The organism is Xanthomonas sp. D-36-1 (assembly GCF_017746155.1).
GTDB classification, from domain to species: Bacteria; Pseudomonadota; Gammaproteobacteria; order Xanthomonadales; family Xanthomonadaceae; genus Xanthomonas; species Xanthomonas cissicola.
The window spans coordinates 23,540-40,153 of the sequence record NZ_JAGHWR010000034.1 but is presented as its reverse complement, the minus strand read 5'-3'; the positions used below and the strand labels follow the sequence as shown (position 1 = coordinate 40,153).

The window sequence follows — 16,614 nt, the reverse complement described above, 5'->3', positions numbered from 1 at the left end:
CGGCCATTGTCATGGTGCAGGTGTCCCGGGATGGGCCGCAACGTAATCGCGCAGCCACGTGAGCGCGGGACGTTCGGTGCCGTCGGCGCGGATCAGATACGCCGCTTCCTTGCTGCGCCACAAGCCGGGCCGAAAGCCCCACAAGGTGATGCCATGCACTGCCGGGTGTTCCCAGAACAGCGGGAACACCCGCTTGTAGTCGGCCAGCTGCTGCGCATCGGTCGGCCCGTCCAGATCGAACTCGGTGATGTAGATCGGCAGGCCGGTGGCGGCCAATGCATCCAGATTGTCGCGATGCACCGACATCGCCACCTCCGGCGTGGTCTCGAAGGCATGCTCCTGCACGCCGATGGCATCGACCAGGTTTTCACCCTGCAGCAGCCGCACGATCTGCAAATACTTCTGCGTCGCCTGCGCGCTATTGGTGATGCTGTAGTCGTTGATCATCAACTTGGTGTGCGGAAAATGCTGGCGCGCAAGCCGAAACGATTGCAGCACCCATTCCCAGCCGCTGTCGCCACTGCCTCCCAACGCCTGCAGATAATTGCCGCCGCCGGTATCGGCCTTGCTGGGCGGATCGTTGAGGGGCTCGTTCACCACCTCCAGCAGCGCGATATCCGGGTAGCGCTGCGCAACGGCGGCAAACCATTGCTCGATCTCGCGGCGCTGCTCGGCCGGCGGCAAGGTCTTGATCCACTCCGGCTGCTGGTTGCGCCACACCATGACATGCATCTGGAATGGCATCTGATTGGCCTGCGCGAACCGGTATGCCGCATCCAGCGTGCTCCAGTCCATCTGGTCGCGCACGGCCTCCACACTGCCCCATTTGCCGCCGTTTTCCGGGGTGAGCTTGTTCCAGTACTGCGCAAACCCCGGTGCCTGCTGCGCGCCGTACGCACTTCCGAGGAACTTGGACGCGGTCGCTGCCAGCGGTGCCGCGTGTGCTGGCGCAGCCATGCCCGCCGCCATCAACAGCCCCAGTGTTACTGCGCGCATGTGCATAAGCTCACCTCAGGATGATGTCGGCGCTGGATCGGCAGGCAACTGCGCCGGCTCCAGCCGCGGCACCAGCGTGTGCACGACGGCCAATGCCAGCAGGTAGGCAGAGCCTGCCATCAGGAACACCGGCACATAGCTGCCGGTGGCTTGCAACAGGAAGCCGATGAAGGTGGCGATCAACATGCCGCCCACCGCACCGGCAAAGCCGCGGATGCCCACCACGGTGGCGACCGCGTGGCGCGGAAACATGTCCGAAGGCAGCGTAAACAGGTTCGCCGACCAGCCCTGATGCGCGGCGGTCGCCAACCCGATCAGCGCAACCGCCAGCCACAGGTTGTCGGCGCGTGCGGCAAAGACGATGGGTACCACCGAAACCGCGCAGATCAGCATCGCGCTCTTGCGTGCGCGATTGACGCTCCAGCCACGCGCGATGAAACGCCCGGCCACCCAACCACCGGCAATGCTGCCGATATCGGCCAGCACGAAGATCACGATCAGGGGCACGCCCAACTGCAGCAGGCTCAAGCCATATTCGGCATGCAGGAACTTCGGCAGCCAGAACAGGAAGAACCACCAGATCGGGTCGGTGATGAACTTGCCCAGCACAAACGCCCAGGCTTGCCGATGCCGCAGCACCTGTAACCACGACAGCCGGCGTTGCACCGGCTCATGCGCATCGCTGCGGATATGCGCCAGTTCTGCGGCAGACAACCGGGGTTGTTGCTCGGGTGGGTGATAGCTGAACCACCACACCGCCAACCAGGTTGCACTGAGCACGCCGGTGAACAGGAACGCCGCCTGCCAGCCCCAGGCTGTGGCAATCAACGGCACCAGCAACGGGGCGACAATGGCCCCGATATTGGAGCCGGAGTTGAAGATGCCGGTGGCCAGCGCACGCTCACGGCGCGGGAACCATTCGGCCACCGTCTTGAGCGCTGCAGGAAAATTGCCCGATTCGCCAAGGCCCAGGAAAAACCGCGCAATCGCAAACCCCACCACGCTGGTGGCCAGGGCATGCCCCATCGCCGCCAGGCTCCACAGGCCGATCGCCAGCGCATAGCCGAGTCGCGTGCCGAAGCGGTCGATCACCGCACCGCTGCACAGCAGACCCAGCGCATATGCCGCCTGGAATGCGGTGACGATATAGCCGTACTGGATTTCGTTCCAACCGATCTGCGTCTGCAGGAATGGCGCCAGCACGCCCAGTACCTGGCGGTCCACGTAGTTGATGGTGGTGGCGGCCAGCAGCAAGGCGCAAACCCGCCAGCGCACGCGGCCGAGCCTTGCCGATGCAGCTTCCGGCGCTGCGGTGGGCACGTTGCTCATGCGCGTGGCCCGTGCAACCGCGCCAGCGCGCTGGCGGCCTGGCTGATGTGGTGCATGCATGCATCCATCAGGCCGGCCGGGCCCGTCGCTGCCGTGTTCTTCGGTTCGATTCATCGACCACTGCACCTGCACGAAGGTGGCCTCGCGCCACGGATGATAGCGCTACCATTACCACGGCATCGCGATAAATCCATCGCGCAGTGCAGCACTGCGCCACCGTACGCAAGCGAGTCTTGCACGATGGCGTGGGTTGGCTGGCGGCCTGCCGGCGCTCCACGCATCTATGCTGCCCTGCAGCGTGATGTTCCGAATTTGGTAGCGCTAACATCCTGAGCACTGATCGTCCGTCTCCCCCATCGCACCATCGTCGCGCCGCGCAACGGCAGCGGCACTCCCTGCGCAGGGGCGATGCGTGGGACATCTGCTACCTGTTAGGGAAGGGATTACGGTGAAGAACAGCTACGCACGAACCGCGTTGTCCTGCGCGTTGGGATCCATCCTGCTGGGCATGTCCAGCACCGCCGCCTGGGCACAGTCCGCCGATGCCCAGAGCACGGCGCAAACCCCGCCAACCACTGCCGGCAATAACGATGCGGTGACCCAGCTGGACACTGTCACCGTCTCCGGCTACCGACGCAGCATCCAGTTCTCCACCGACGCCAAGCGCGATTCGGTCGGCTTTGCCGACACGGTGTTTGCCGAAGATATCGGCAAGTTTCCGGACATGAATATCGCCGAGTCGCTCAACCGTATTCCCGGCGTGCAGCTGGCGCGCGACGTCAATGGCGAAGGTCTCAATATCGCCATCCGCGGCCTGGGCACTAGCTTCACCAAGACCACGCTCAACGGCGCCAGCATTGCCACTGCCTCGATCGGCCTGAATGCGCAGAACCAGAACCGCGAAGTCGATCTGAACCTGTTCCCCACCGAATTCTTCACCCAGCTCACGGTGAGCAAGACACCCACCGCGAGCATGCTCGAAGGCGGCGTTTCCGGTGTGGTGGACATGCGCAGCGCGCGGCCGTTCGATCGCCCCGGCGTGCACTTCACCTATCAGGCGCAGGCCGACTGGAACAGCACCAGCGAAAAAACCACCCCACGCGGCGCCTTCATGGGCAGCTGGACCAATGAAGCAGGCACTTTCGGCGCCTTGTTTGGGGTGGCTTCGGTGCGCAGCAAACTTGGCGTGCGCGGTTTCGAGAGCGTGGGCTGGACCAATCCCGGCCTCACCTACACCCAGTGCGGCCTCGCGCCGCCGGCAGGTACGCCGGCCACCAACCAACCGGCGGCGTGCAACGTCAATGGCGGCGGCAACTGGCGCATTCCCGACACGGTGCCCGCCACTGCCGGCAGCGGCCTCACCACCGGCGAAACCATCGACGCCGCCTGGCTGCTGGCGCGCAACCCGGGCCTGAGCATCGACCAGATCAGCGATGCGCTGATCCCGCGTCTGGGCCGCAGCGTCTACATGAGCGGCGATCGCGACCGCGATGCGTCGGTGATGTCGCTGGAATGGCGCCCGTCCGACAACATGCATTTTTATCTGGACACGCTGTACTCCGAAGCCGAGCGCACCACCGAGCGGATCAGCATGAATCTGATCGGCCGCAACGGCAACATGATCCCGCTCGGCATGCAGGTGGATCAGAACAACGTGGTGACCAGCGCCACCTTCGCCAATGCGCAATATTTCTTGGAAGCGCGCCCGTACCATGAAAACGTCAAGTTCTGGAGCGTCAATCCTGGTGCGGAACTGCTGTTTGGCGCCGAGCAGGACATCAAGCTCAATGTGCAGGCCAATGCCACCCGTAGCTGGCTAGCGCGCGAATCGCCCAGCATCCTGGTCACCTCGCCGTTCACCACCGTGGATTACCGCAACGAAGGCGGCGACCGCCCCAGCATCACCAGCCCGCTCGATCTCAACGACCCCAATCTGGGCTGGGGCTGGACGGGTGGCCGGGTCAATATCCAGAACGAAAAGCGCCAGACCGAAACGCGCGGCGCGCGCGCCGATCTGCAGTTCGGCGAGGACAAGCGCAACGTCAAGATCGGCGCGTCCTACGACATGGCCGAGCGCACCATCCGCGGTTTCGATAACAGCACCGCCTGGGAACAGGTGGTGTGCCGCGGCAACGGCGGCAACGTGTGCAATGGCGGCGCCGGCTCGGCAATCCCGAACTCGGCCCTGGCCAGTTATCTGAAACCCGGCCCAGACGGCTTCATCACGGCCGACTTCTCCCGCTTCCTGGCCGACACCAACTACTACGCGCTGCGCGATGCCGCACCGGAGAGCAACTCGGCCAACACCGGCGCTTCGACCGGCGGCATCCGCGAAAAAAATCTGGGCTTCTACATCGAGACCAACGCCGAAGCCGACGTCTGGAACCGCACCATGCGCTTCAACGCCGGTGTGCGCTATGTGACCACCGACCAGACCATTACCGGCCCGGTCACCATCAATGGTGTCCGCAGCGTGCAGGTGCTGGATTCGGATTACAAGGAAACCCTGCCCTCGTTCAACGTGGCGTGGGACGTGGCCGACAAGGTGGTCGTGCGCCTGTCCAGCTCGCGCACGCTGACCCGCCCCGATCCCAGCGCGATGCTGCCAAACACCAATTTCAGCGACCCTTCCGCGCAGACCGCCACGCAGGGCAATCCGAACCTCAAGCCGTATCTATCGACCAATGTGGACTTCGGCGGCGAGTGGTACACCGGCGGCGAAGGCTATGTGGGCCTGACCCTGTTCAACAAGCGCATCACCGGCTTCACCGTCAACGGCATCCGCCGCATCCCGTTCAACGACCTGGGCGTGAACTACGACACCCTGTTGCCGATCCAGCAGGCCGGCCTGGCCCAGCGCGGCGGCCCCAATGCGGCCACCGTGGATGTGCAGACGCAGGTCAATGCCGATGGTGTGCTCAATATCCGCGGCACCGAGGCCATCTGGGTCCAGCCGCTGGACAAGCTGTTCGATGGCCTGGGCTTCAGCCTCAACTACACCCACGTCAACCAGCAGTCCGAAGGCGAAGGCGTGCCGGCGGTGGCCGTCGGTGTCGCGCCCAACCTCTGGAACGGCACCGTCTACTGGGAAAAGGATGCAGCCTCGATCCGCCTGTCCTACACCTGGAACGACGACATGGTGATCTCCGGCGCCAACCAGAACGGCATCCCCTATGCCCGCCTCAATGCCGACGCGCGCGGCCAGCTCGATATGTCGGCGAGCTACGCACTGGATTGGCTGCCGTCCAAGCCGCAGATCACGCTCAACGTCACCAATATCACCAACGAACCGTTGCGCACGACCTTCGCCTGGCCCAACGCCACCTACGACCTGTATGAGCCCGGGCGCACCGTCATGCTCGGCATCCGCGGTACCTTTTGAGTGTTGTCGTCATCGGTCGCCGTTCCTCCCAGCGGCGACCGGTGGCGCAATGCGCGCCGCGGCGTTTTCCGCAGCATCCTTCGAGTCCGCCCCACCTCATGAACGATCGGTCACAGCAGCTCTCCTTGCGCGAAAAGATCGGCTACAGCCTGGGCGACCTGGCCGCCAATCTGATCTTCCAGACGCTGGTCACTTTCCTGGCGTTCTTCTACACCGATGTGTTCCGCATTCCTGCAAGCGTGGCAGCGACGCTGATCTTTGTGGTCGGCATGCTGGGCGCATTCGTGTTTACGCCGGTCATCGGTATCCTGGCCGATCGCACTCACACCCGCTGGGGCAAGTTCCGCCCGTGGATCCTGTGGACGGCGCTGCCCTTCGGGGCGTTGTCGCTGGCCGCCTTCAATACGCCCACGCTCGGCGAGCAGGGCAAGATCGCCTACGCGTTTGCCACCTACACCTTGCTGATGCTGGTGTACGTGGCCAACAACCTGCCGTATTCGGCCTTGAGCGGCGTGCTCACCGGCAGCATGGAGCAGCGCAACAGCTTGTCGGCGTATCGCTTTCTGGCGGTGACCTTTGCGCAGTTCATCATCCAGGTGCTGTTGCTGCCGTTGGTCTTGATCCTGGGCAATGGCGACAAGGCGCAGGGCTTTCGCAACACCATGGCGCTGTTCGCTGCGATCGGCACGCTGTGCTTTTTGATCACCTTTTTCACCACGCGCGAGCGGGTGCTGCCGATCAGCGAACAACGCAACAGCGTGCGCCAGGACCTGACCGATCTGGTCCGCAACAAACCCTGGCTGGTGATGCTGGCGCTCACCATCCTGGTCTTCATCAATCTGGCGATGAAGGGTGGGATGTACATCTACTACTTCAAGTACTACCTCGACGCGAATGCGTTGACGCAGTTTCTCGATCACGCCGGCTTCAACCGCTTCATCGCCGGCATCAACAGCGTACTGACTGGCGCCGGCATGAGCGCGTTGCAGTGGCCACAAGATGCACCGACTTCCGCATTTAGCGTCTTCAGCGCCGGCGGCATCCTGGCGATGATCGTGGGCATCGGCTTTTCCAAACGCCTGGCCGACCGCCATGGCAAGCGCAATGTGTTCGGCGGCGCGCTGCTGATCTCCACGCTGTTCCTGCTGGCGTTCTATCTGTACCCACCCAATGCGATCGGTTGGGTGTTCGCCTCCTACGTCCTGCATGGGTACTTCTACGGCATCACCATTCCGTTGCTGTGGGCGATGATCGCCGATGTGGCCGATTACTCGGAGTGGAAGAACCACCGCCGCGCCACCGCGATCATCTTCTCGGCGATGTTGTGCGGCTTGAAGATCGGCCTGAGCGTAGGCGGTGCATTGGTCGCCGGCGTCCTGGCGTTGTATGGCTATGACGCAGCATTGCCTCAGCAAAGCGCGGCCGTCACCAACGGCATCCGTCTGGCCATCAGCGTGTACGCCTCGCTCCCGTTTCTGCTCGGCACCGCACTGCTGGCGCTGTACGAGATCGACAAAGCGCTGGAAGCCCGCATCGAACACGAACTGGGCGTGCGCCGACACACCGTCCCGCTCGCCACCGTCTGACCTCCCCTCCCACTTCATGCACAGGTACGCGCATGTCCGATGAACTGCAAGCCGCTAATCTGCAGGCGCTGGCGCGCACCGCCATTTCCGCACCGCTGGTGACCCATCTCTACACCGCCGACCCGTCCGCACATGTATTCGACGGTGCGTTGTATATCTATCCCTCGCACGACCTCGATGCCGGCGTGGCCTTCAGCGACGACGGCTCGCATTTCGACATGGCGGACTACCACGTGCTGCGCATGGCGCACCCGGGTGCAGCGGTGGAAGACCTCGGGCAAGTGCTGCACGTGCGCGATGTGCCCTGGGCGCAGCGGCAGATGTGGGCACCGGATGCGGCACAACGCAACGGCAAGACCTATCTGTACTTTCCCGCAAAACGCGCCGATGGCATGTTCCAGATCGGCGTGGCGGTGGGCGATCGCCCCGAAGGCCCGTTCGTCGCCGAGCCGCAGCCCATCGCCGGGACGTACTCGATCGACCCGGCCGTGCTTGCCGCCGACGACGGCGCGCATTACCTCTACTTCGGCGGCATCTGGGGCGGCCAGCTGCAGCACTACCGCGACAATGCCTATGCGCAAACGCATCAGGAACCGGTGGGCGACGCACCCGCACTCGGCCCACGCGTGGCGCGCCTGCACGAGCACATGACCGAACTGGCCGAACCCAGCCGCGAAGTCGTCATCCTCGACGAGCACGGCACCCCACTGCGCGCAGACGACCACGCCCGCCGTTTCTTCGAAGGCCCCTGGGTCCACCAACACGCCGGCCGGTACTACCTGTCGTATTCCACCGGCGACACCCACCAGATTTGCTACGCCACCAGCGACTCACCCTACGGCCCGTTTATCTATCGAGGCGTGCTGCTCGCACCGGTGGTCGGCTGGACCACGCATCACTCCATTTGTCTGTTCCAGGAGCAGTGGTATCTGTTCTATCACGACAGCGTGCTCTCGGGCGGTCAGACGCATCTGCGCAGCATCAAGATGGCGCCGCTGGCGCATGCTGCAGATGGAACGATCGCGACGATTTATCCGTATGGGGAAGATGCGGTGTCGCCTTGGTGAGTGCTGTTGGGTAACCGGCTGCCGCGACTCCAACCAGTCGTCATGACTCGACCGCCGTGGCTGAACGACACGTCCCGTCACCGCTGCGCTTCCAGGGCGCGTCGTGAGCCTCGTTGCGGCTGATCGTCGACCCGGCGCTCACCGCGCGGTGAGCGCGCGTTTGCTGGCATGCGCAAGGCGTCGGCGCGGCTCTTGAACGCCGCCATGACGTACCGAGCGTTACCGTCGTCCCACTGGCGAGAGGGCCAGCGTGCGCCCAGTCCGGAACTGCATCGCATGGGGTCGCATCCGGACGCACTGCAATGCCGTAGGCCTGTCTACGGATTCTTCAGGTGGAGGTTGCCATGCGAGGTGGTTCGATGCTGTTGTTGCTGACCTTAGCGGTCTATGGGAGTGCGAGTGGGAGCGAGTCGCGTGCCGCCCTGCCCCGTGCAGATAGCGTCGATGTACCGCGCTTCATGGGCGACTGGTACGTCATCGCGCATATTCCGACCCGCCCGGAACGCAATGCCTACGACGCGGTGGAGAGCTACGCGCTGCGACCGGATGGTCGCATCCAGACCACCTTCACGTATCGCAAGGGCAGCTTCCAGGCGCCGCTCAAGTCGATGCATCCGATCGGCCAGGTGGCGAAGCAGGGCAATGGCGCGCTCTGGCGCATGCAGTTCTTCTGGCCGTTCAAGGCCGAGTACGTGATCGCCTGGCGGGATGCGGAGTATGCGCAGACCATCGTGGCGCGCAGCAAGCGCGATTACGTCTGGTACATGGCGCGTACCCCACAGGTCTCCGATGCCGACTATCAGCAGGCCGTTCAACGCATTGCCGCAATGGGCTACGACGTCTCACAGCTACGACGTGTGCCGCAGTCGGCGCGCTGATGCAAAAGCGCCCATGGGGAATCTGCACGCCGTGCAGTCCTCGAGCCGGCCGAGCGCCTCAGGCGTCGTTCGCGTCCACAGAAAGTTCCCATCCATCGTTCAAGCCGCCCAAGGGCTTGGCCTCGGTTGCCAAGTCGTCCTCGAATGCCGAAATCGCCTTGTACGACGGCGCCATGGTCGGATAGACCGTCACATCCATGGGAAACGCCGTATTTTCCGGGTAATGACAGCAGCGAACTTTCTGCTCGAAGCGAAGCATCTTCACCGAGAACTCAAGCGCCGATTCCTTGCTGGGGAAGACGACTGAAAAAGCGATTTCCCGCGGCTTTGAAAGGTCGACACCTTGCTGTGCGATATGCCAGAGCGTGTCGCCGTTATCGTCTTTGGGATACAGAATCAGATCTCGCTGCATGATGCTCTCATCAAGTGTTGGTCGGGAAGGCCTGTGACGCCAGGATCTTCGCCGTCGGGCGAGAAAGCCAGCGTCGATGGTTCCAAAAGGCGCCACGGCGATGCGTCCCTGCCCGGCTCCCTGCTGACCGAGTCATCGCAATCAGGAGAAGCTCGCCCGTGGAGAGGAGGCACGCGATTACGCAACAAGGGTCTTGAACGGCGCCGCTAGTGCTCGACTGGCAGCGCTCCCTCTCGCCGGCCGCTCGGATCGGCAACGCGTCGCAGGAAGTCATCCAGCATCCGCGAGCGACATCGCGCAACCGGCATGCCATCGCGCTGCGCGACGCGAGGCGTGCTCGAACAGATCCGCGAGCAGTTCGCCGAAGTTCTCTGCACCGCCGCCCAGCTCGCGATTGATGCTCACCTGCAGCTGTTCATTCGCTGCCCACAGACGCAGCAGTTCGAAGGCCTCCGGATCGGCCAGTGCGCCGGGCGGGACAATCAATTCTCCATCGTGCATGTCTTCGCTCGTCGGGGGCGAACGTTCACGCGGTGTGGTCGCCGCCTCGCATTCGCCGGCGCGCGCACGCGCGACATCAGTGATCAGTCGCAGTGGGGCGATAACAGATGCCGGCTCAGGCAGGCGCCTGCTGCTCCACCGAGTGCCTCAAGGCACCCAGATCAAATTCATCACCTGCGGATCGGCGGTCACCTTGACCAGCTTGCCGCTGGGGCCGAACTGCACCTGGTACTCGGAGAAGCTGTCGCGCCAGTAGCGCCACAGCGAGGCGTCCAGGTTGGGGTTTTCGCTGCTGATCGGATAGCCGACCGCCATCAGCACCTGTTCGCGGGTCATGCCGCCGGTGAGCTTGCCATCGGCGATGGCCTGGCGAATCTTGGGCGGAAAGGTGGCGAGCTTGAGCTTGGGGTCGGCGGTGACCACATAGCGGGCGGCGAAGGTGGTGTTGTCCAGGTCGCGGCTGTAATCGTTGCCGATGGACTGCTTTTCGCCGGCGATCTTGAGGTTGACGCGGTTACGGCCGAAGCCGGTGACGCTGACCGGGGTGCCGACCGGGAGCATGCGTTTGCCGTCTTCGGCGTAGTTGCTGTCGCTGATCCAGCTGCCGTCGGTGCGCAGGTTGCAGCACAAAAAGCCGTCGTACTTGGCGACATCGGCGGCGCTGGCCAGGTTGGCGGCGGTCAACAGGCCCAGGGCCAGCAGGGACGAATGCAGACGCATCGAAAGACTCCTTTCTCGACGGCCGTGGCCGCGCGGCAATGATGGACGAGGCGCGCCGCCGTTTCCCCGCGGCGCGCGGGCATTGTCGCAGCCCCGGGCCGCTTGGCAAGCGCGGGTGACGCGTGCAGCCCGGGGTTGTGTATGCTCGGGGGGTGGACACCCTGTCAACCGCCGAGATCGTCGAGCAGATCGCCGAGTTGCGACGCGCCCACCGCGCGTTGGACGAGGAGATTCAGCGCGTGCCCGCCAATCCGGAAGACGAGCTGCAGATGAAGCGCCTGAAGAAGCGCAAGCTGCAGATCAAGGACAACATCATCCGGCTGGAGATGGAGCTGGTTCCCGACGAGCCGGCATAGCACGCGCCTGCGGTTGGGTTTGCTTTTTGTGGTGCGCGGGCACTCGTTGCGGCGGCGCGGTCCACGCATGGCCGGCGCGGCGCTCCCTCATCCGCCCGACCCTTCCGCGGCATGCGGGGGAAGGGAGTGAGTTGGCGGCATTCGAGCAGCTGGCGTCCTCGATCCCGTAGGAGCGCGCCCGAGCGCGACGGGCCTTCCCGGGAAGGCTTCGTCGCGCTCGGGCGCGCTCCTCCACTAAGTTGACCGTCTGGCTTTCGACGATGCCGCGTGTGATTGTGTCCGTCGGCTGCGGGGGCTCAGCCTGCGCGCAACAGGATCTTGCCGCGACGCCCCGGTTCGGCGCTGGCGGCGGCTGCCTTGGCGGCGTCCTGCAGGTCGTACACCGCTTCCACCGGCAGGGCCAGGCTGCCATCCAGGGCCGCCTTGAGCAGTTCGCCGATCATGCGGCGCTTGTCCTCGGACTTGGTGGCGGCCATGACCTTGCTGCCCCAGAAACCGCGCACCGTGGCCTGCTTGAAGATCACATCGCCACTGGCGATCTCCAGCGGTTCGCCGGTCATCGAGCCGAACGAAATCAACTCGCCGCCTTCGGCAAGCAAGCCCATCAGCTCGCCTGCCGCCTTGCCGGCAACCGAGTCGATCGCGCGCACGATCGGCGCATCGCCGGCCAGCGCGCGCACGCGGTCCTGCCAACCGTCTTGCGCAGTCGACACCGCATTGCCGATGCCCAATGCCTTGAGTTCGTCCACGCCGGCATCGCGACGCACCAGATTGATCACGTTGATGCCGCGTGCCGCCGCGAGCATGGCGACGGTCTTGCCAACCGCGCCGTTGGCCGTGTTTTGCACAATCCAGTCGCCTTTCTGGACATGCAGGAACTCGATCAGCATCAACGCGCTCAGCGGCATGGCGATGAGCTGGCAGCCACGGTCGTCATCCAGTGCACCGGGCAGTGGGACCACGCCGGTCGCCTCGGCCAGAAAGTAGTCGGCCCAGCTCTCGTGCACGCCGGCAGCGACGACGCGCTGGCCGACCTGCAGGTCCTGGACGCCTTCGCCCAGCGCATCGATCACGCCAGACCCTTCGCTGCCGCCGATCGCCGGCAACGTGGGCTTGTAGCCGTAGTTGCCGCGCACCGTCCACAGGTCATGGTTGTGGATGGGCGAACGCCGCATCGCGATGCGGACCTGGCCCTTGCCGGGTTGCGGTGTGGGCCGCTCGCCAAGTTCGAGCACCTTGGCCGGGTCGCCGAACCGGGTGTGGATGGCTGCGCGCATGCAAGTCTCCTGCCGGCGACGCCCGTGGTGCAACGCAGCCGATCACAGTGAAGGGTGCTGCGATGCTAACGGGAGCGCTGCAAGCGCCCGATGAAACGAACGGAACCGCTGCGTGAAGGCGGCAGGCGTCTCGCCAACACCCCGCCACGCGCCCAACGCCTCCCACAGGGCTTGAAGGCGTTCGCCAACGGCTTACTGCGGTGGCACGACCACGTCCGGCTTGGCCGCTGCCGGGCTGACGCGTTCGATGGTGTGGCGCAGTTCGCGGCCCAGAATGAACTTGGCGTCCTTGGCCCAGGCATCCAGGCGCTCGTCGAACATCAGCTTGCTGTTCTCGTCCGGCCACACCAGGCGCAACTCGCGCAGTTTCTGGATGAAGCCGCGGAACAGCGTCTTGTCGAAGAACTCCGGCGCGGCCGGTGCGTACAGCAGGCTCAGACGCTGCGCGGCCTGTTGGCACAGGCTTTCCAGTTCGCCGGCACCGAGCACGCCGGGGCCGTTCTTCACCAGCACCGAAATGGCGATGTAGTAGCGCTCGAAGGCCTGTTGCAGCGAGTGGCCGATCGCACGCAGGCGGAACACTTCGTCGGTCTGCCCGGTGTTGCGTGCCAGGATCCCGCCGTCGTCGTCGGTGACGTTGAGCAGCAGGCCTTCGCGCACGAACATGTCGATGGTCTGTTCGATGCGTTCGGCAAAGCGGTCTTCGCTCCACGGCAGGAACAACTCGGCCTGCAGGAACGGATACACCGTGCGACCCAGGCGCAACAGACCGGCGCGGCTCATGCGGCGGTTGTTCTGGAAACAGCACGCCACCCACGAGGAGGCCGTGAACAAATGCAGCACGTTGTTGCGGAAGTAGCTCAGCAGCACCGCCGTATCGCCGCTGACGCTGAGCACATCGCCCAGCGGATGCGACACGCGCGTGAGCACGTTGATCTCTTCGGCGTGGGTGATGATGCGCGCGGGCGTATGCGGGGTGACGGTGACGCGGTCCGAGTAGGGCATTTCGGCCAGCAGCTTCTTGCACAGCTCGATCTGCGCGATCAGATCGGCCTCGCCCATCGCGTGCTTGGGCGTGGACAGCAAGGCCAGCGCCAGCAGGTTGATCGGATTGACGTCGGCGGCGCAGTTGATGCGGGTCTGGATCTGCGTCGACAGCATGTCCACCGCGGGCGCCAGCCAGGTGGGTTTTTCGTCTTCCGGCAGCGGCTGGCCGTCCCAGTCGGGCGCGTGCTTGGCCAGCACGTCGTTGAGCGCGATCGGCTCGCCGAAGTTCACCACCACCTGGCCGTAGTTCTGCTTGAGCACCTTGGGAATGGACCACAGCAGGCCCCAGATGGATTCCTTCTCCTTGGGCCGGCCGGTGAGCTCGTCCAGGTAGCTGTTGCCTTCCATCAACTTTTCGTAGCCGATGTACACCGGCTGGAACAGCACCGGCTTGCGCGGCTGGCGCAGATACGCGCGCAGGGTCATCGCGATCATGCCGCCCTTGGGCTGCAGCAAACGCCCGGTGCGCGAACGCCCGCCTTCGACGAAGTATTCGATGGAATAGCCGCCGGCCACCAGCTGGGCGACGTATTCGCTGAGCACGGCCGAATACAGCGCATTGCCCTTGATCGAGCGACGGATGAAGAACGCGCCGCCCTTGCGCAGCAGCGTGCCGACCACCGGCAGGTTGAGGTTGATGCCGGCCACGATGTGCGGCGGCACGATGCCGCGTTCGTAGAGCAGGTAGCTCAGCAGCAGGTAGTCCATGTGGCTGCGGTGGCTGGGCACGTACACCACTTCGTGTCCGGGTGCGGCCTGTTTAAGCTTGTCCAGGTGATGCACCAGCACGCCGGCGTAGATGCGGTTCCACACATGGGTCAGCAGGAAGCTGGCCGAGCGCACCACCGGGCTGGAATAGTCGGCGGCGATTTCCCACGCATAGGCATGCGCCTTGCGCCAGGCATCGACCGGCTTGGAATTGTCGCGCTTGGCCTGGATGGCGATGGCCTCGCGTACCGACTCGGCGGCCAGCACCTGGTCCACCAGCAAGCGGCGGGTAGACAAGTCCGGGCCGATCACCGCTTCGCGGATGCGCCGGAAGTGCGTGCGCAACACGCGCTGCAACTTGCGCAAGGTGCGCTCGGGCGGCAGCCCTTCGGCCATGGTCTGGCGCAGCGAAATCGGCGGAGCGAAGCGCACGATGGTGGTGCGGCCGTTGAGCAAGACCGACAGCAGGCGCCGGAAGCGGCCAACCAGCGCCCAGTTTTCGGAGAACAGCACCGCAAACCAGCCGCTCTGCTTGTCCGGCGCGCGGCCGACGAAGATCGACACCGGCACCAGATGCACGTCCAGGTCGGCGCGCACGCGGTGCGCCTGCAGCAGCTTGGCCAGCGAATCGGAATGGGTCTTGCCGCCGCGCTGCTCGGGAATCAGCGAATTGCTGCTGCTGCGCCGTGAGAGCGCCAGGTAGGCGCGCTTGCGCTCCAGCGGGTCGCCCGGCAACGGCACCAGCGGCGACGGCAGGCCGACTTCGCGACAGGCCTTGTCCAAAATCAGCGCGTTGGACATGCCGTAGTCTTCCAGCACGTACACGACCGGGCGGCCGTCGTCGTAGCGACCGGGCTGGTCCGGCTCGATGGTCAGGCTCAGCCAGGGGTCTGCCAGACGGCCGAGCAGGCGCGCCCACCAGGGGCGCTTGGCGCTGCGCGCAGCGGCAACGCCGGGGGCGATCGATGGCGCAACCGCTGGCGGTACCGGCTCGGCGAGCGGCAATGCCGCCGTCGTGGCGCCGGTGTCGGCTGCGGCAGTGCTGGGCGGGCTGGGCTGGCCGTCCGGAAACGGCAGGGGATTCTGTTCTGGCATCACGGTCATTATCGCCCAGCCGGGCGGTGCCCGGTGTCGGCAGGCTTCGCCGGCGCGGCCGCTGCGGTGTCGGGCGCTGCAGTGGCGCTGGGTAGGGGCGCGGGCTGGGCATCGAGCAGCGCCTGTACTTCGTTCTGGGTCTGCAGCTGGTACCAGTGGCCATCGCGCTTGATCAGCGCAACGTTCAGATCGATATCGTGGGCGGCCAGCGGATAGCGCAGCCGTACCTGGGCGGTGTCGGCATCCTGCTTGATCAACCCGGTCCGCAGCGCGTCCAGGCTGCTGTCGATCGACAGGTCGTAGCGCTCCAGCACCTTCTTGCAGGTTTCCCAGAACGGCCCGAGCCGGCGCAGGCTTTCTTCCATGCCCAGCCGCTGCAGGTCGGCATCGGAGGTGATGCCGGTGGCGCGCGCGGCGGTCGTCAGGTCGGCGATGCTGGCCTTGGCGCGGGGGCGATCGGCCAGCGGCGCGGTGGCAGCCCACGCGCTCAAGGCGTCGACCAACTGCACGTAATGGGCGCGCTGCTCGGGCTGGTAGTCGTTGCGGCTACGCAGGTATTGCACGCCGAACTGGCCCAGCGATTGCGCGGCCTGGGCGATGCCCTGCGCCTGGCCGGCCAGCTGCGCATCGAAGGCCTGCTGCAGGCGGCGTTCGGCATTGGGCGCCGACAACGACCCGAGCAGCGCGCCGACTTCATTGGGCAGCGGCAGTTCGGTCAGCGGCCAGCGGCTTGCACCGCCGCGCCACGCCGCCTCCAGCTGGGTGTATTGCGCAGGCGTTACCCGGATGCGCGCGTATGCCACCAGATCGTTGCGCCGCAGCGGCAGGGTCATCGCCTGCATCGCCGCGGCCGGCTCGGCCTTGGCGCCGGGCAGTGCCGGCGCGGTCTGGTTGCGCTGGCAGCCGCTCACGCACAGCGCGGCCAGCAGCAGCCACGCAGCGGAGTGGAACCGCCCTGCGCGGGCGGTAGGTAGCGACATGCGCACGATGTTCCCCCTGATCGATCGGCGCATCTTGCTGTCTGGATGCATTGGCGGCAAGGCGGGCCTGAACCGTGCGCCAGGGTATGGTGCGCAGATGTTACGTTTTCGTAGTTCCTGGCATGTTGTCGACCAGTGTCCGACATTGGCTGCCGATGTCTTATTCGGACAAACTTGTCCAGCGAGCGGGCTGCAGCCCTTGCGCCACTTGCGTTTGACCTCATGCTGCGGCGCATCATGTAAGCGATTGCAGTTCCTGCTAGCGTGCGCTGCATCTCGC

At 65.0% G+C, this 16,614-nt stretch carries 13 protein-coding genes; 5 read left to right on the top strand and 8 right to left on the bottom strand.

Annotated features, from left to right (window positions below):
- Window positions 1-9: 9 nt before the first annotated feature.
- Both J7367_RS11060 and J7367_RS11055 read right to left on the bottom strand, forming a co-directional pair.
- A complete protein-coding gene (locus J7367_RS11060) occupies window positions 10-1,002 on the bottom strand; it encodes an endo-1,4-beta-xylanase (RefSeq protein ID WP_057662075.1) in 993 nt (330 codons plus the stop codon).
- Window positions 1,003-1,011: 9 nt separating this feature from the next.
- Window positions 1,012-2,325 carry an MFS transporter gene (locus J7367_RS11055; RefSeq protein ID WP_057662093.1) on the bottom strand — a complete coding sequence of 438 codons (1,314 nt, stop codon included), beginning with the start codon at window positions 2,323-2,325 and terminating at the stop codon, window positions 1,012-1,014.
- 448 nt (window positions 2,326-2,773) lie between these two features.
- Between J7367_RS11055 and J7367_RS11050 the strand changes: the two genes are divergently transcribed.
- The 4 genes from J7367_RS11050 to J7367_RS11035 all read left to right on the top strand — a co-directional run bounded on the left by J7367_RS11050 (window position 2,774) and on the right by J7367_RS11035 (window position 9,238).
- Window positions 2,774-5,707, top strand: a complete 2,934-nt coding sequence (locus J7367_RS11050) for a TonB-dependent receptor (RefSeq protein ID WP_042675522.1) — start codon at window positions 2,774-2,776, stop codon at window positions 5,705-5,707.
- Between the two features lie 98 nt (window positions 5,708-5,805).
- Entirely contained in the window at window positions 5,806-7,293 is a 1,488-nt protein-coding gene (locus J7367_RS11045) for an MFS transporter (protein WP_057662078.1), read from the top strand.
- A 32-nt stretch (window positions 7,294-7,325) separates the two neighbouring features.
- The gene (locus J7367_RS11040; protein ID WP_022560408.1) at window positions 7,326-8,360 is read left to right on the top strand and encodes a glycoside hydrolase family 43 protein; all 1,035 of its coding nucleotides are present in this window, start codon (window positions 7,326-7,328) and stop codon (window positions 8,358-8,360) included.
- 344 nt (window positions 8,361-8,704) lie between these two features.
- Entirely contained in the window at window positions 8,705-9,238 is a 534-nt protein-coding gene (locus J7367_RS11035; protein WP_007965462.1) for a lipocalin family protein, read from the top strand.
- 58 nt (window positions 9,239-9,296) lie between these two features.
- On the opposite strand, the gene J7367_RS11030 is transcribed toward J7367_RS11035, so the two are convergent.
- The 3 genes from J7367_RS11030 to J7367_RS11020 all read right to left on the bottom strand — a co-directional run bounded on the left by J7367_RS11030 (window position 9,297) and on the right by J7367_RS11020 (window position 10,871).
- Entirely contained in the window at window positions 9,297-9,650 is a 354-nt protein-coding gene (locus J7367_RS11030) for a ribonuclease E inhibitor RraB (RefSeq protein WP_057662081.1), read from the bottom strand.
- A 270-nt stretch (window positions 9,651-9,920) separates the two neighbouring features.
- The gene (locus J7367_RS11025; RefSeq protein WP_234349406.1) at window positions 9,921-10,151 is read right to left on the bottom strand and encodes a DUF5076 domain-containing protein; all 231 of its coding nucleotides are present in this window, start codon (window positions 10,149-10,151) and stop codon (window positions 9,921-9,923) included.
- Window positions 10,152-10,298: 147 nt separating this feature from the next.
- Window positions 10,299-10,871, bottom strand: coding sequence for a hypothetical protein (locus tag J7367_RS11020; protein WP_014091500.1), 573 nt, complete (start codon window positions 10,869-10,871; stop codon window positions 10,299-10,301).
- Window positions 10,872-11,023: 152 nt separating this feature from the next.
- Here J7367_RS11020 and J7367_RS11015 point away from each other — a divergent pair, with 152 nt between their 5' ends.
- A complete protein-coding gene (locus J7367_RS11015) occupies window positions 11,024-11,227 on the top strand; it encodes a YdcH family protein (protein ID WP_014091501.1) in 204 nt (67 codons plus the stop codon).
- A 296-nt stretch (window positions 11,228-11,523) separates the two neighbouring features.
- On the opposite strand, the gene J7367_RS11010 is transcribed toward J7367_RS11015, so the two are convergent.
- The 3 genes from J7367_RS11010 to J7367_RS11000 form a co-directional block, all read right to left on the bottom strand.
- Complete coding sequence (locus J7367_RS11010) at window positions 11,524-12,504, bottom strand: zinc-binding dehydrogenase (protein ID WP_057660810.1); 981 nt, start codon at window positions 12,502-12,504, stop codon at window positions 11,524-11,526.
- A gap of 192 nt (window positions 12,505-12,696) precedes the next feature.
- Window positions 12,697-15,363, bottom strand: a complete 2,667-nt coding sequence (gene plsB, locus J7367_RS11005; protein WP_057660805.1) for a glycerol-3-phosphate 1-O-acyltransferase PlsB — start codon at window positions 15,361-15,363, stop codon at window positions 12,697-12,699.
- Window positions 15,363-16,334, bottom strand: a complete 972-nt coding sequence (locus tag J7367_RS11000; protein ID WP_057660802.1) for a hypothetical protein — start codon at window positions 16,332-16,334, stop codon at window positions 15,363-15,365. The genes plsB and J7367_RS11000 overlap by 1 nt, the downstream gene beginning before the upstream one ends.
- Window positions 16,335-16,614 lie beyond the last annotated feature (280 nt).